The 14,136-nt window shown below is 66.0% G+C and carries 14 protein-coding genes; 5 read left to right on the top strand and 9 right to left on the bottom strand.

The window, feature by feature from the left end:
• Positions 1–23 precede the first annotated feature (23 nt).
• From AOA14_RS07685 to rpmG, 4 genes are all read left to right on the top strand, one after another.
• Positions 24–1,697, top strand: a complete 1,674-nt coding sequence (locus AOA14_RS07685) for an NAD+ synthase (protein ID WP_062901366.1) — start codon at positions 24–26, stop codon at positions 1,695–1,697.
• A 35-nt stretch (positions 1,698–1,732) separates the two neighbouring features.
• On the top strand, positions 1,733–3,043 hold the full coding sequence (gltX, locus tag AOA14_RS07680) for a glutamate--tRNA ligase (RefSeq protein ID WP_062901365.1): 1,311 nt from the start codon (positions 1,733–1,735) through the stop codon (positions 3,041–3,043).
• Positions 3,044–3,173: 130 nt separating this feature from the next.
• Positions 3,174–3,902 carry an energy transducer TonB gene (locus AOA14_RS07675; protein ID WP_062901364.1) on the top strand — a complete coding sequence of 243 codons (729 nt, stop codon included), beginning with the start codon at positions 3,174–3,176 and terminating at the stop codon, positions 3,900–3,902.
• 229 nt (positions 3,903–4,131) lie between these two features.
• Positions 4,132–4,299 (top strand): 50S ribosomal protein L33, encoded by a 168-nt coding sequence (gene rpmG / locus AOA14_RS07670; protein WP_003042331.1) that lies wholly within the window; start codon positions 4,132–4,134, stop codon positions 4,297–4,299.
• A 150-nt stretch (positions 4,300–4,449) separates the two neighbouring features.
• Here the strand turns inward: rpmG and AOA14_RS07665 are convergent, their stop codons facing one another.
• The 8 genes from AOA14_RS07665 to ectA all read right to left on the bottom strand — a co-directional run bounded on the left by AOA14_RS07665 (position 4,450) and on the right by ectA (position 12,922).
• A complete protein-coding gene (locus AOA14_RS07665; protein ID WP_062901363.1) occupies positions 4,450–5,490 on the bottom strand; it encodes a rod shape-determining protein in 1,041 nt (346 codons plus the stop codon).
• 181 nt (positions 5,491–5,671) lie between these two features.
• Positions 5,672–7,003: an MFS transporter gene (locus AOA14_RS07660; protein WP_062901362.1), complete on the bottom strand. Its 1,332-nt coding sequence runs from the start codon at positions 7,001–7,003 to the stop codon at positions 5,672–5,674.
• 7 nt (positions 7,004–7,010) lie between these two features.
• Positions 7,011–8,249 (bottom strand): MFS transporter, encoded by a 1,239-nt coding sequence (locus tag AOA14_RS07655; protein WP_062901361.1) that lies wholly within the window; start codon positions 8,247–8,249, stop codon positions 7,011–7,013.
• 23 nt (positions 8,250–8,272) lie between these two features.
• A complete protein-coding gene (locus AOA14_RS07650) occupies positions 8,273–9,733 on the bottom strand; it encodes an aspartate kinase (RefSeq protein WP_062901360.1) in 1,461 nt (486 codons plus the stop codon).
• The gene (gene thpD, locus AOA14_RS07645; protein ID WP_062901359.1) at positions 9,730–10,650 is read right to left on the bottom strand and encodes an ectoine hydroxylase; all 921 of its coding nucleotides are present in this window, start codon (positions 10,648–10,650) and stop codon (positions 9,730–9,732) included. Before thpD ends, AOA14_RS07650 begins: the two co-directional genes overlap by 4 nt.
• A gap of 25 nt (positions 10,651–10,675) precedes the next feature.
• Entirely contained in the window at positions 10,676–11,101 is a 426-nt protein-coding gene (locus tag AOA14_RS07640) for an ectoine synthase (RefSeq protein WP_003042348.1), read from the bottom strand.
• Positions 11,102–11,117: 16 nt separating this feature from the next.
• The gene (gene ectB, locus AOA14_RS07635; RefSeq protein WP_062901358.1) at positions 11,118–12,422 is read right to left on the bottom strand and encodes a diaminobutyrate--2-oxoglutarate transaminase; all 1,305 of its coding nucleotides are present in this window, start codon (positions 12,420–12,422) and stop codon (positions 11,118–11,120) included.
• Between the two features lie 38 nt (positions 12,423–12,460).
• Positions 12,461–12,922, bottom strand: a complete 462-nt coding sequence (ectA, locus tag AOA14_RS07630) for a diaminobutyrate acetyltransferase (protein ID WP_322787191.1) — start codon at positions 12,920–12,922, stop codon at positions 12,461–12,463.
• A gap of 319 nt (positions 12,923–13,241) precedes the next feature.
• Here ectA and AOA14_RS07625 point away from each other — a divergent pair, with 319 nt between their 5' ends.
• A complete protein-coding gene (locus AOA14_RS07625; RefSeq protein ID WP_062767514.1) occupies positions 13,242–13,721 on the top strand; it encodes a MarR family winged helix-turn-helix transcriptional regulator in 480 nt (159 codons plus the stop codon).
• Positions 13,722–13,749: 28 nt separating this feature from the next.
• Here AOA14_RS07625 and AOA14_RS07620 read toward each other — a convergent pair whose 3' ends face one another.
• The gene (locus AOA14_RS07620; protein ID WP_062901356.1) at positions 13,750–14,130 is read right to left on the bottom strand and encodes a hypothetical protein; all 381 of its coding nucleotides are present in this window, start codon (positions 14,128–14,130) and stop codon (positions 13,750–13,752) included.
• Positions 14,131–14,136: the final 6 nt, after the last annotated feature.

Genomic DNA, 14,136 nt, shown 5'->3' with positions numbered 1-14,136 from the left:
CGCGGTGGCCTATTGGCGGGAGCATGACCGATGCCCCCGCCGCCACGCTGTCCATCGTCCTGTCGCAGATGACGCAGAGCGTCGGCGACCTTGCTGCCAATGTCGCTGCGATGCGCGCCGTCCGCGCTCGGCACAGCGGCGCCGACCTGATCCTCTATCCCGAACTGCAATTGATCGGTTATCCGCCCGAGGATCTGGTGCTCAAGCCCGCGCTCGCCGATCGCGCCGCGCGCCTGCTGACCGAGCTGGCGGCGGACACTGCCGATGGCGGTCCGGCGATGCTGGTGGGTTCGGTCGAGCGCGACGGCGACGGCCGCCTCTACAATATCGTCGCGCTGCTCGACGGCGGCCGGATCGTCGCGACGCGGCGCAAGCACGAATTGCCCAATTATGGCACCTTCGATGAAAAGCGCGTCTTCGCACCCGGCCCGCTGCCCGATGTCGTCGAATGGCGCGGGGTTCGGCTGGGACTGCCGATCTGCGAGGACGGCTGGTTTCCCACGGTCTGCGCGCATCTGGCGGCGCAGGGCGCGGATCTGCTGATCTCGGTCAACGGCAGCCCTTATGAAATCGACAAGGACGACCGCCGGCTGACACAAGTGTTCGCAGCGCGTGTCGCCGAAACGAAACTGCCGCTCATTTTCCTCAATCGCATCGGAGGACAGGACGAGCTGGTGTTCGACGGCTGCTCCTTCGTGCTGAACGGCGACGGGCGCGCGGCGCATCGCCTGACCGACTGGGAAGCTGAAGAGCGCGTGACCCGTTGGACGAAAGAAGCTGATGGTTGGATCTGCGGGCCCGGCGCGATCGCCGAATGGGACGCGCATCCAGCCGACATATATGATGCGATGGTGCTGTCGCTGCGCGACTATGTCGAGCGTAATCGCTTTCCCGGTGTCGTGCTGGGCCTGTCCGGTGGCATAGATTCGGCGATCTGCGCCGCGATCGCCGCCGACGCGCTCGGCCCCGACAAGGTGTGGTGCGTGATGCTGCCGAGCCGCTTTACCAGCCAGGACAGCCTCGACGATGCGGCGGGCTGCGCTGGCATGATCGGGTGCCGGCTCGACACGATTTCGATCGTCCCGGCGGTCGAGGCCTTCGATACGATGCTGTCGGACAGCTTTGCCGACGCGGCGGTCGATACGACCGAGGAGAATGTCCAGTCGCGCATCCGCGGCGTCACGCTGATGGCGCTCAGCAACAAGTTCGGCCCGATGCTGATGACGACGGGGAACAAGAGCGAGATGAGCGTCGGCTATGCGACCATCTATGGCGACATGGCGGGCGGCTATAATCCGCTGAAGGATGCCTACAAGACCACGGTGTTCGCGGTGTCGCGCTGGCGCAACGCGAATGTCCCGCGCCTTTCGCGCAATCCGGTGACGCCAGTGATGCCCGACCGCATCATCACCAAGCCGCCCAGCGCCGAGCTCCGCCCCGACCAGAAGGACGAGGACAGCCTGCCGCCCTATGAGGATCTCGATCGCATGCTCCACATGCTGGTCGAAGAGGAAGCGAGCGTCGACGATGTGGTCGCGCGCTACGGCTTCGACCGCGACGTGGTGGCGCGCATCGAACGGCTGCTGGCGATCGCCGAATATAAGCGGCGCCAGGCGCCGCCGGGGGTCAAGCTGTCGACGCGCAACTTTGGCCGCGACCGCCGCTATCCGATCACGCACGGCTTTCGCACCGCCTGACTCGCATCGCGCGCGAAACCGGTTATAGGCGCGCCATGACCGTCATCACCCGCTTCGCTCCCTCGCCGACCGGCAGCCTGCACGTCGGCAATGTCCGCACCGCGCTCCACAACTGGATGTGGGCGCGCAAGCATGGCGGGCGCTTCCTGCTCCGCATCGACGATACCGATCTCGAACGCTCGAAGGAGGAATATGTCGAGGGCATCCGCGCCGATCTCGCATGGCTGGGTCTCGATATCGACGGCGAGGAGCGCCAGTCGGCGCGCTTCGCGCTCTATGAGGCCGAGTTTGAAAAGCTGAAGGCGGCGGGCCGCGTCTATGCCTGTTACGAGACGCCCGAGGAACTGGAAATCCGGCGCAAGATTCTGCTCTCGCGCGGGCTGCCGCCGGTCTATGAGCGTAAGCCCGCCGACGCGCCGGTGCCCGAAGGCGTGGCGCCGCACTGGCGCTTCCGCCTCGACGAGGGCGCGCCGATCGAATGGACCGACCTCATTCGCGGACCGCAGCATTTCGACCCCAGGACCATGTCCGACCCGGTCGTGCGCCGCGCCGACGGCAGCTGGCTCTATCTCTTGCCGAGCGTGATCGACGATGTTGCCATGAGCATCACGCATGTCGTGCGCGGCGAGGATCATGTGTCGAACACCGCGGCGCAGATCCAGATGTTTCAGGCGCTCGGCGCGACGCCGCCCGCATTCGCGCACGAGGCGCTGCTCGTCGGCACCGAAGGCAAGTTGTCGAAGCGCCTCGGCTCGCTCGGCATGACAGCGCTGCGCGAGAATGGTATCGAACCGATCGCGCTCGTCGCGCTGCTGGCGCGCCTCGGGACGAGCGACCCGGTCGAGCCGGTGACGAGCGCGGCACCGCTGATCGAAGCGATCGACTTCGCGCGCTTCGGCCGCGCGCCGGCGCGCTTCGACGAGGCCGAGCTGGCGCTGCTCAACCAGAAGATTCTGCACCACACTGATTATCATGCGGTTGCGCCGCGCCTGCCGCTCGCGATCGACGCCGCGCGCTGGAACGCGATTCGTCCCAATCTGATGACCGTGGCCGAGGCTGCGGAATGGGCTCCGGTGTTCGACGGGCCGTTCGCGCCGCCCGTCCCCGACGCCGCCGATCGCCCGGTACTTGCCGCCGCTGCGGCCGCGGCGGCGGCGCTCGATTGGGATGCCGACCCCTGGCACGCGCTCACTGCCGCAGTGAAGGCTGCGACCGGGGCGAAGGGGCGGGCGCTCTTTCTGCCGCTGCGCCGCGCGCTGACGGGTCGCGACCATGGGCCCGACATGGCCCAACTGCTGCCGCTAATCGCCAAGGATCAGGCGATAGCGCGTCTCTCCATTACCTGAACGCGCGCTGCCGACGCATTCCTATCTGGCAGATTGACAATTGCCGTAACGTTATATTATCACATAAACTGATCCGGCAGACAGCTCGGGCAGAAACGGGCGGCGCCGGTCACAGGCAAGGAGAGAGGCCATGACCCTGATTCCCCTGATCTCGGCGATCGTATCGGCGCCCGAGGCGACCACCGCAGTTGCCGGCACTGCGCCGCCGCGCCGCAATAGCTACGATCCCGGCGCCAGCCATCGGCCCGTGGCGCTCGCTTTTGCCGTAGGGCTGCCGGTGGCGCTCGTCGTTGCGGTCGCATTGTCGCCGATCATCATCGAAAGGGCGCCTGTGCTCGCGCCGCTTACCGGCACGCTGATTGAAATCGAAAAGCCCAAACCGCCCGAGACGAAGCCCGAGGCCAAGCCGAGCCCAAGGAGCAACACGCCGACCGAGGCGGTGCGGCCGCTGGTCGATACATTCCCCCCGGCCGACCGAGGGGTCGAGGTGAAGCCGGTGATACCCGACCCGCTTCCTTATGATCCCGGCCCGACGACGGTCCGGCCAGCTGATCCGCCCAAGCCGCCGCCGCTCGTCCTGGCCGAACTCGACCAGCGCTTTGCCGGCAGCTTTCAGCCTGATTATCCTGCAAGCGAACAGCGGCGCGAGATCGAAGGCAGCGCGAAGGTGCGCGTGCTGATCGGCACCGACGGCCGGGTGAAGGCGGTCGAGCTGATCAGTAGCGACAGCCCGGGCTTTTTCACCGAAACGAAACGCCGCGCGCTCGCCAAATGGCGCTTCAAGCCGGCGACCCGCGGCGGGGTGGCTGAGGAAAGCTGGAAGGTGATGGTCGTGCATTTCCAGATCCGCAACGGCTGACCCCCATCGCGAGACCCCTCCCGGGGGCGGGCGCACCCCATCGACCCGCCCCTTTTTGACCACAGATTGCTTGACATTGACCGCGAATCCGGCCAATGGCGCCCGGATAAATGAGGGCGGCGCCCGCGCGCGGCCCTCTTTGTTTTTCATAGCAACCGTCGGGGCCCCCAGTCCCGCCACATGTGCCGGACGATCCGGCGGATGTGCCAATAGTTCGAGGATCAGGGCCATGGCCAAGCCGACGACCGTCAAGATCAAGCTGGTGAGCACCGCCGACACGGGCTTTTTCTATGTCACCAAGAAGAACCCGCGCACGATGACCGAGAAGATGTCGGTGCGCAAATATGACCCGCGTGCGCGCAAGCACGTCGAGTTCAAGGAAGCCAAGATCAAGTAAGCGCGCTACCCGCGTCCCGATGACGCGGGTCCGCAAAGACTTGTCCCGGCATCGTCGGGATTGCGAAGGGCGGCGCTGAGCCGCCCTTTTTGCGTGCGCGAGCAGCGCGCCGTAAAGCGCCCGCACCGCAGGACGGCGCGGCCAGGGAAATCAGGCGGCCATCAATATGCCGCTGTAGGACCGGTCGTCGAACGTCAGTCCGGCGCCCATGGCAACGCAGATCAGCGCATCTTCGGCGACCAGCACCGGCAGGCCGGTCGCCGCCGAGATCGCCTGATCCATCCGGCGCAACAGCGCGCCGCCGCCAGTCAGCATGATCCCCGCATCGATGATATCGGCCGACAATTCGGGCGGGGTCCGTTCCAGCGCCGCCTTTACCGCGCTGACGATCTGGCCCACCGGTTCGGCCAGTGCTTCGGCGATTTCGGCTTCGGAGACGCTGATTTCGGACGGGCGGCCGCTGACGAGATCGCGCCCTTTGACGGCCATGACGACGCCTTCGCCCTGCGGCGGCACGGCGGAGCCGATCGCGAGCTTGATGCGCTCGGCCGTCATCTCGCCAATCATCATATTATGCTTGCGGCGGATATACGACGCGATCATGTCGTCCATCTTGTCGCCGCCGACGCGCACCGAACTGCTGTGCGCGACACCGCCGAGCGACAGCACGGCCACTTCGGTGGTGCCGCCGCCGATATCGACAACCATTGTTCCCTGCGGTTCGGTGACGGGCAAGCCGGCGCCGATCGCCGCGGCGAGCGGTTCCTCGATCAACTGAACGCTGCTCGCGCCGGCGTTGGAGGCCGCGTCGCGGATCGCGCGCCGCTCGACATGCGTCGATCCCGACGGCACGCACACCACGACATGGCCGCGTCGCCGCAGGCGACTTGTGCCGTCGAGGGCCTTGTCGATGAAATGCTTGATCATCTGTTCGGCCAGATCGATGTCGGCGATCACGCCGTCGCGCAGCGGTCGCAGCGCATCGAGATTGGCGGGCGTCTTGCCCATCATCAGCTTGGCATCGGCGCCGACCGCCTTGACGCGGCGCACGCCGTCGCGCGTTTCGATCGCGATCACCGATGGTTCGTTGAGCACGATACCGCGGCCGCGGACATAGATGACGGTGTTGACCGTGCCGAGATCGATCGCGACATCTTGTGCGTGCGATGCGAAGCGTTGGAAAATCTTCATAAGCGGGGCGAAACCTCGATCCTTCCAGAATCCGATACAAGCGCCCCGCCCCCCGGCCTTCGCTCGCTCAATCCATAGTTCGCCGCTTGGAAAACTGCGCCCGCCAGGTCAATGCCCGTGCGAGCCAAAGCGTGGGTTTCGCGCGCCTGATCGATAAGCTGGGCCGGAACTGTGCCGGTTTCTAGCGCCGGAACGGGTCGTCGCGCAGCGAACGGCCCGCGGTTTCGGGCATGTAATGAAGCGCGACGAGTCCGACGAGACACGCCGCCATCATGTAATAGGCAGGCATCAGCGGGTCGCCAGTCGCGGAGATCAGCGCGCTGCCGACCATCGGTGCGGTGCCGCCGAAGATGGACGTCGAGATATTATAGGCGATCGCAAAGCCGGCAAAACGCACCGCGGTGGGAAAGAGCGCGGGAAAGGTTGCCGAGATTGTCGCGAGCTGCGGCACATAGAGCAGGCCGAGCAGCAGGAAGCCGGCGACCGCCCCCGCGAAGCCCGTGCCGATCAGCATATAGAGCGGGATGACCGCGACGAGCAACGCGAGGAGTGAAAAGCGCCACATCGGCCGCCGTCCGACCCGGTCCGACAGCGCGCCCGCAAAGGGCAGAAAGACCATCATGAACAGCATCCCGATGATCGGAACGAGCAGCGCCTGATCGGGCGCCAAGCCGATCCGCCGCTCGAGATAGGTCGGCATATAGCTGAGCAGTGTATAATTGACGACGTTCAGCGCGACGACGAGCCCGCCGACGACGAGCAGAGGCCGCCAGTGATCCCTGCCCAGCGCGGCGAGTCCGGGCGAGGGCCGGTCTTCGGCCGACTGCTGCGCCTCCAGAAAGATGGGCGTATCCTCCATCTTCGAGCGGACATACATGCCGATCAACCCGATCGGACCGGCGACAAGGAAGGGGATGCGCCACCCCCATTCGTGCATCGCCGCATCGCCAAGGTGCAGCGAATAGCCGAGCATCAGCGCGGCGCCGAAGGAAAAGCCCGCGAGTGTTCCGAACTCGAGGAAGCTGCCATAGAAGCCGCGTCGGGCGTCGGGGGCATATTCGGCCATGAAAGTCGCCGCGCCGCCATATTCGCCGCCGGTCGAAAAACCTTGGATCATCCGCAGCAGGACGAGGATCGCGGGCGCCCAGAAGCCGATACTGTCATAGGATGGGATCAGGCCGACGGCGAAGGTCGCGCCCGCCATCATAAGGATCGTCATCGCGAGCACGGACTTGCGGCCGATGCGGTCGCCGAGCGGCCCCCAGAACAGTCCGCCGAGGGGGCGGACAAGGAAGGAAATGGCGAAGGTCGCGAGCGCGAAGAGCACCGCCTCGCTCGCCTCGCCGGGGAAAAGCGCGGCCGAGATGTAGGTGACGCCATAGGCGTAAATGCCATAGTCGAACCATTCGACCGCATTGCCGAGCGCCGACGCCCCGATCGCGCGACGCAGCGTCGATTGGGTGGGGAGCGGCGCGGGCTGTCCGGCGGCGGGGAGCGGGGACGAACGGTCCATGGGTCAGTTAATCCTTTGCGGTGGCGGCTTCGGGGCCGGAGGGGTCGAGCAGCGCCGCGACCGGGGTCGTGCGGGGCAGCATCTGGAAATCCTGCTGCGCCGGACCGGGCACCGGCGCGGTGGCGGCGAGCCGCCACAGGCTGAAACCCAGCATCGCCGCGGCGCAGGCCGCGATGAACAGGAACAGGCCGCCCGGTCCCACCCAGTTCATCGCTGCGGCAGCGCCAAGCGGGCCCAGCGCGGCTCCGGCCGAATAGAGAAGCACAAGCTGGCCGCTGGCGCTAACCCGCTCGGCGGGGAGCAGGCGATCGTTGGCGTGCGCGACGCACAGCGGGTAGAGCGCGAAGCTGAGCCCGCCGAAGGCCGCGCCGAACAGCAGCAGCAGCCCCCCACCGGGCGCGGCGGCGAGCGCCACGCTCACCGCCAGTGCAAGCGCGAAGCAGGTAATGATGACGCGGCGGCGATCATAACGGTCGGAGAGGCGTCCCAGCGGCCATTGCAGCGCCACGCCGCCGAGAATCACCGTCATCATGAAGGTGGCGATCGCGCCGAGACCCAGGCCGATCCCGCGCGCATAGATCGCAGCCATGCCGTAGAAGGCGCCAAGGATCAGCCCGGTGATCGCCGCGCCCGCCAGCCCCAGCGGCGAGGCGGCAAACAGCCGCGCCAGGGGAGGATTGTCGGCTTCTCCCAAGGTCGGTGCGGTGCTGCGCGTGAGGCAAACCGGCAGGATGGCGAGCGAAATGAGGATTGAGGCAATCTGGAAGGGCACGGCCGGCGTTGCCGCGCCGGTGCTCAGGAAGAGCTGTCCGAGGGCCTGTCCCGAATAGAGGGCGACCATATAGGCGGCGAGGATGCCGCCGCGCGTCTCGGGTTCGGCGCGGTCGTTGAGCCAGCTTTCGACGCAGATGAACATGCCTGCGACGCACACGCCGTCGACCAGCCGCAGCAAGGCCCACAGCAGCGGGTGCTGGACCAGCGCATAAGTCAGCGTGCTCGCCGAGAGCAGCGCGACGAAGGCGGCAAAGGCGCGGATATGTCCGACGCGGCGGACGATCGCGCCAGCGCGCAAGGCGCCGAGCGTCAATCCGCCGAAATAGGCGGTCGCGACCAGCCCGATCAGGATCGTGTCGCTGCCCGCCCGCTCGAGCCGCAGGCCGATCAGCGTCGACAGGAAGCCGCTGCCCGCCATCATCACGAAGATGGCGAGCAGCAGGCTGCGAACGGGAGCGAGGGACGCGAGCATCGGGAGGGTGCGGGTGCCGCGCGTCAGGCGGCGCGGCGCCCTTCTGCCCCGCCGGCATCTTCTTCGACCAGCGTGCGGTGCAGCGCGCGGACTGCGGCATCGAAATCGCGGCTTTCGACGATGAACTGGACATCGACGTTACGGATCTGATGCTGCATCGCGATCATTGCGACGCCGGCGTCATCGAGCGCGCGCAGCGCATCGGGCACCAGCCCCGGCCGCGCGATGTCGCTGCCGATCACCGACACCATTGCAACCGGATGCGCCGAGATCGCGGCGTCGGGATATTGTTTTTGCAGATCGGCGATCACCTTTTTCACCGCGCCTGCGCTGGCCGACAGATAGTGGGTGATGGTGTTGGCATTCGACGCCTTGCTGACGATCCACAGGCCGTGACGCGTCAGCACGTCGAGGATTGCGGAATCATAACCCTTCACCCCGACCATATCCTGTTCGAAGAATTGCAGCGCCTGCATCTGGCGGATGCCGGTGACGATCTCGACCCGCGGCACGTCGGAGACATAGGTACCGGTGACGAGCGTGCCGCCATCTTCACGGTCGAAGGTGTTGCGCACGCGCAGCGGAATGTCGGTCTGCCTGAGGCCGCGTCCGGCGCCCGGATGGATCGCCTCCATGCCCAGATTGGCAAGCTGATCGGCGACATCATAATTGGTGCGACCGATCTTGCGCGCTTTATCCTCGCCGACCAGCTTGGGGTCGGCGCTCGAAAGGTGGAATTCCTTGTGGATAATCGCCTCGCGCGCGCCGGTCAGCACCGCGATGCGCGAGAAGGTCATTTCGGTATAGCCGCGCGCAAAACGTTTCACCATGCCGCCTTGGCAGCCGGCATAGCCGGTGACGATCGGCAGCGTCGTCGCCAGATCGATGTCGGCAAAGGCCTCCGCGACCCGCTCGTCGAGCGTGCGCAGATCCTCCTGATCCCAGGCGGTCAGATCGATGAAGCGCGCGTTGACGTCGCGATCACGCAGGAGCAGCGCGGTGCTGTGGGCGCTATGCGCTTCGCCCAGCCCGGCGAGCAATTCGCGGGCGGTGACGAGCTGTTCCTTGACGCAGAAGCGGCCGTGGCTGCGCAGCCGTGCCAGATCATCGAGGCAGGCGGCGACTGCGTCGAGCCGCATGTCGACGAAGGCATCGGCCTCGTCACGGCTCTCGCGGCGCGCGAACATCGCTTCGTTGCGCGCGCGCATCGCACCGCGCACCGCCTCCATCGCGCGGCGCCAGCCATCGCTGTCCTCGTCGTCGGCGACGAAGCGCCCGAACACGCCGGGTTCGCCGGTCTTCTTGTCTTCGAGCAGCAGATTGGTGATCCCGGCATAGGCCGACACCACGAAAATGCGATTGTAGAGATCAGCGCCCGAGCGGCCGGCGATCAGCACATTGTCGAACAATGTCGCGGTCGCGGCCATCGACGTGCCGCCGATCTTTTCGACGCTGTGTCCACCCTTTTTGACGTCCTGTGTCATGCCGCAATCCTTTCGGTCAGCGGGCCTGCCTCGATGGCGAGCGGTTCGGGCGCGCCGCGATGCGCGAGGAACCAGGGGCGCGGCTTGTCGACCCCGAACGGCTTTTCGAGCCGATTGCTCACCGCATTATAGACGAGAAAGGCATTCGCGCGCGGGAAGGGGGTGATGTTGCCGTTCGACCCATGCATCAGATTGCAGTCGAACAGGATCACGGTTCCCGGCGCGCCCGTCGGCGCAACGATACCGTGATCATGCGCCAGTTCGGCGAGGCTGTCCTCGTCGGGAACGCCATATTCCTGGCGCTTCAGCGATTGGCGATAATGGTCGTCGGGGGTTTCGCCGACGCACGTCAGATAAGTGCGATGCGACCCCGGAATGACCATCAGCGGGCCATTGTGCGGCGTGTTCTCGGCGAGCAGAACTGACATCGAGAGCGCGCGCATCCGCGGCATGCCGTCCTCGACATGCCAGGTTTCGAAATCGCTGTGCCAGTAGAATTCCTTGCCCTTGAAGCCGGGTTTGTAATTGAGGCGCGACTGGTGGATATAAACCTCGTCGCCAAGCAGGAAGCGCGCGACCCCCGCCAGCCGCTCGTCGGCAGCAAGCCGCGCCATGATCGCGCTCTGGTTGTGAATGTCGAAGATCGACCGGATTTCTCGGCTCTGCGGCTCGGTGACGATCGTTTCCTCGTCGAGTGCGTCGGGATCGGCGAGCAGCTTGCCTGCGGCGCGCTGCAAATAGGTCACTTCTTCTTCGTCGAAAAGATTCTCAAGCAGCAGATAGCCGTCGCGATCGAAGGCCTCCGCCTGCTCGCGGCTGATCGGTGCGTCGGGTGTCCACGCGCTGCGGACGACCGGGTCGAGCCGCGGCCGCATTTCTGGCGCGGCCGCGTGACGCGATGGGTAGATGTCGGTCATGGGACTTCCCCCTGTTGCTATGGGTTTACTCTGCGGGCGCGGCCTCGCGCGCCGGTTCGCTCGCCATGTCGGCCTCGGCCGGATAGGCACCGCTTGCGTCATGCACTTCCTTGCCCGTGACAGGCGGATTGAAGGCGCAGGCGGTCAGTATGTCGGTTTCGGGACGCACGATGTGGCGGTCGTGCTTGTCGAGCGCATACATCACGCCGGGTTCGAGCCGATGGATTTCGCCGCTGTCCAGGTCCTCGATCGTCCCCGTGCCCTTGAGCACGAACACCGCCTCGAGGTGGTTCTGATAATGCATTTTAAGCTCGCTGCCCGCGAACATGGTGGTGACGTGGAAGGAAAAGCCCATCCCGTCATCCTTGAGCAGCATGCGCGCACTGGCCCAGCCGTTCGAGCGGACGTTGCGGTCGGATTTGCGGATCTGGTCGAGATTGCGGATGATCATGGTCGGTCTCCTGTCTTCATTCGGCGGCGACGGCGTAATCGTCGGCCATCGCTTCGCGGATCTTGGTTTCGAGAATGTCGAGCCCTGCCGAGAGCAGGGCGTCATCGATGACGAGCGGCGCGAGCACCTTGACGATTTCGTCGTGCGCGCCGCTGGTCTCGATGATGAGGCCGGCGTCGAAGCAGGCGGCGGTGATCGCCCCGGCGCGTTCTCCCGACCCGACGTTTATGCCGCGCATCATCCCGCGGCCGCGCGTTTCGAAGCCATGTTCGGCGGCGATGCGCGCAAGCCGCTCTTCGAGCAGCGCCCCGCGGCGGCGCACATCGTCGGCGAAAGCGTCGCTGCTCCAGAAATGGCCGAGCGCGGCGGTCGCAGTGACGAAAGCGTGGTTGTTGCCGCGGAACGTCCCATTATGTTCGCCGGGCGACCATTGGTCGAGCTCGGGGCGGAAAAGGGTCAGCGCGAAGGGCAGGCCCATGCCCGACAGCGATTTGGCAAGCGTGACGATGTCGGGGGTGAAGCCCATTTCCTCGAAGCTGAAGAAACTTCCCGTGCGGCCACAGCCTGCCTGAATATCGTCGACGATCAGCAGCGCGCCGTGGCGCTTCGCGATCTCGGCGATCTTGCGCAGCCATTCGGGCGAAGCAGCGTTGAGGCCACCTTCGCCCTGCACCGTTTCGACCAGGATCGCGGCGGGCGCGTCGAGGCCGCTCGACGGATCGGCCAGCCGCTGGTCGAGCAGTTCGGCGGTGTCCACCTCGGGGCCGAAATAGCCGTCATAAGGTTCGTGCGCGACATGGGCGAGCGGGACGCCCGCGCCGCCGCGCTTGGCCGCATTGCCCGTGCAGGCAAGCGCGCCGAGCGTCATGCCGTGAAAGCCGTTGGTGAAGGCGATAACCAGTTCGCGCCCCGTCACCTTGCGGGCGAGCTTGATCGCTGCCTCGACCGCGTTGGTGCCGGTCGGGCCCGTGAACATGACGCGATAGTCGAGTGCGCGCGGCTTCAGGATCACATCCTCGAACGTGTCAAGAAAGGCGGCCTTGGCATCGGTGTGCAGGTCGAGCCCGTGGGCGATGCCGTCGGCGGCGATATAATCGAGCAGCGCCTGCTTCAAAATCGGATGGTTGTGACCATAGTTGAGCGTCGAACAGCCCGACAGGAAGTCGAGATAGCGACCGCCCTGATCGTCGTGCATCCATACGCCTTCGGCCTTGCCGAATTGGCGCGGCATCGCGCGGGCGTAGCTGCGGACCACCGATTCGCGGCGTTCGTAAATGCTCCGGTCGGGAATGGACCCGGACGGTTTGGGTGCGATAATCATGTGAATACCCCTATTCTGCCTGTGTCATTGTGCCTGAGTCATTCAGGCGATGTCGTATCGGTTGGTGTCGTATCGATGGCGAAGGGCCCGATGCGGGCTTGAAACTCGCTGGGATGGACGCCCGCAAAATGGGCGTCGCGTTCGAAGACGATGCTGCGGTCGAGCGTCTTGTCGTGGCGCCGGGCAAGGCCGTGGAACAGCGCCCACGACGCCGCATTGTCGGCGGTGATCGTCGCCAGAACATGTGTCACGCCCGCCTGAGCCGGCCGCATGAGCAGTTCGTCGAGCATCCGGCTGGCGAGCCCCTGGCCCCGTCCTTCGGGCGCGACCGCGACCTGCCAGACGAAGAAGGCGCTCGGTTCGGCGGGCGGGCGATGCCCCGAAATCCAGCCGAGAATGCGGCCGCCGCGTTCGGCGATGATGCAATTGTCGGCGAAATGCGTGCACTGGATCAGATTGAAGTAGCGCGAATTGCGGTCGAGCGGCGGGCAGGCCGCGATCAGCGCGGTGATCGCCGGCCCGTCGGTAGCAACGGGCTTGCGAAATTGCAGCGACGCGGCGGGTCGGCCGGACGGCGATTCCTTTGTGGATGGTGCCGTGTCCCGTTCCTGTGGCCGGTCAAATATCTTTCATCTCCTGAAATAATGCCAAGCGCATATTCGGACCATCCGGCCCGGTATGCCGCGAAATATAGGGTGCTCATCGCCTCGTTCAACCCCGCGGCGACCGTAATGTTTCATGATCTGAAATAAAATTCCGCAACAGAGCGAGGTCGACTTTGCAATTGGCGCCCACTGCGGGCGCGGCTAACAAGGCGGAATGGAGTCCGAAATTGCCAACGCCACCCTGCGCGCGCTGCGGCGCATCCTGCGTGCGACCGAGACGGGCAGTCGCAAGCTGGGCGCGGCGACCGGCCTGACGCCGTCGCAGCTGCTCGTGCTGCGCGATGTGGCGGGCGCGCAGGGCGCCACGCCGGGGCAGGTCGCACAGCGCCTGCAATTCAGCCACGCGACGATCACCGCCATCGTCGACCGGCTGGTTGCAATGGAGCTGGTGACGCGAACGCGAAGCGAGCGCGACAAGCGGCAGATGCTGCTGACCGCTACCGACGCGGGTCAGCGCCGCGTTGCCGAGGCGCCCGATATGCTGCAACAGATATTCGCCGACCGCTTCGCCGCGCTGCCCGCATGGGAACAGGCGATGATCCTTGCCGCGGCCGAGCGGCTGGCGATCGTGCTCGGCGCTGCCGACATCGACGCCGCGCCCTTACTCGATACCGGCGCGATCGACCGCGCCTAGCGCGCCAGTTTCCGGATCAATCTTTGCCCTACCGCCGCAGCGCGGCAATGCAGCTGTCGACATTCGCGTCGCGCCCGTCGGGGGTGCGCGCGTCGACATGGGTGGCGAGCGCCTCGGCGCCTGAGCGCTGGGCGTAATAGTAAACGTCCAATACGCATGCCGAACCGGCGAATTGCAGCTTGCGACCCGCGCCCTCGCTGACGTCGAGCCGCGGCTTGCCGAACAGACGCAACGCGCTGTTGGCATCGCGCCCGACGAGGGCATTATTCTGGGTGACACGCGGCGGGTTGAGCGGCGCCGGGGCGCTGCTTGTCGGTGGCGGCGTCACGCGCGGCACGGCGGTGGCGGCGCAGCCGCCGAGCATCAGCGAAAGGCCCGCGAGTGCGGCCATGTTGGTGGTGCGGGTCAAGCCGGT

It is taken from the genome of Sphingopyxis terrae subsp. terrae NBRC 15098 (assembly GCF_001610975.1).
Classification (GTDB): Bacteria; Pseudomonadota; Alphaproteobacteria; order Sphingomonadales; family Sphingomonadaceae; genus Sphingopyxis; species Sphingopyxis terrae_A.
Note: the sequence above shows the minus strand (reverse complement) of the source record. Positions and strands in the feature narration are given on the sequence as shown.

What these genes read in the sequence shown, in the direction of transcription:
- rpmG (WP_003042331.1), top strand. Translation starts at nt 4,132, where the DNA reads ATGGCCAAGCCGACGACCGTCAAGATCAAGCTGGTGAGCACCGCCGAC.
- AOA14_RS07675 (WP_062901364.1), top strand. Translation starts at nt 3,174, where the DNA reads ATGACCCTGATTCCCCTGATCTCGGCGATCGTATCGGCGCCCGAGGCG.
- gltX (WP_062901365.1), top strand. Translation starts at nt 1,733, where the DNA reads ATGACCGTCATCACCCGCTTCGCTCCCTCGCCGACCGGCAGCCTGCAC.
- AOA14_RS07665 (WP_062901363.1), bottom strand. Translation starts at nt 5,490, where the DNA reads ATGAAGATTTTCCAACGCTTCGCATCGCACGCACAAGATGTCGCGATC.
- AOA14_RS07640 (WP_003042348.1), bottom strand. Translation starts at nt 11,101, where the DNA reads ATGATCATCCGCAATCTCGACCAGATCCGCAAATCCGACCGCAACGTC.
- AOA14_RS07660 (WP_062901362.1), bottom strand. Translation starts at nt 7,003, where the DNA reads ATGGACCGTTCGTCCCCGCTCCCCGCCGCCGGACAGCCCGCGCCGCTC.
- ectB (WP_062901358.1), bottom strand. Translation starts at nt 12,422, where the DNA reads ATGATTATCGCACCCAAACCGTCCGGGTCCATTCCCGACCGGAGCATT.
- AOA14_RS07655 (WP_062901361.1), bottom strand. Translation starts at nt 8,249, where the DNA reads ATGCTCGCGTCCCTCGCTCCCGTTCGCAGCCTGCTGCTCGCCATCTTC.
- AOA14_RS07650 (WP_062901360.1), bottom strand. Translation starts at nt 9,733, where the DNA reads ATGACACAGGACGTCAAAAAGGGTGGACACAGCGTCGAAAAGATCGGC.
- AOA14_RS07685 (WP_062901366.1), top strand. Translation starts at nt 24, where the DNA reads ATGACCGATGCCCCCGCCGCCACGCTGTCCATCGTCCTGTCGCAGATG.
- thpD (WP_062901359.1), bottom strand. Translation starts at nt 10,650, where the DNA reads ATGACCGACATCTACCCATCGCGTCACGCGGCCGCGCCAGAAATGCGG.
- AOA14_RS07625 (WP_062767514.1), top strand. Translation starts at nt 13,242, where the DNA reads ATGGAGTCCGAAATTGCCAACGCCACCCTGCGCGCGCTGCGGCGCATC.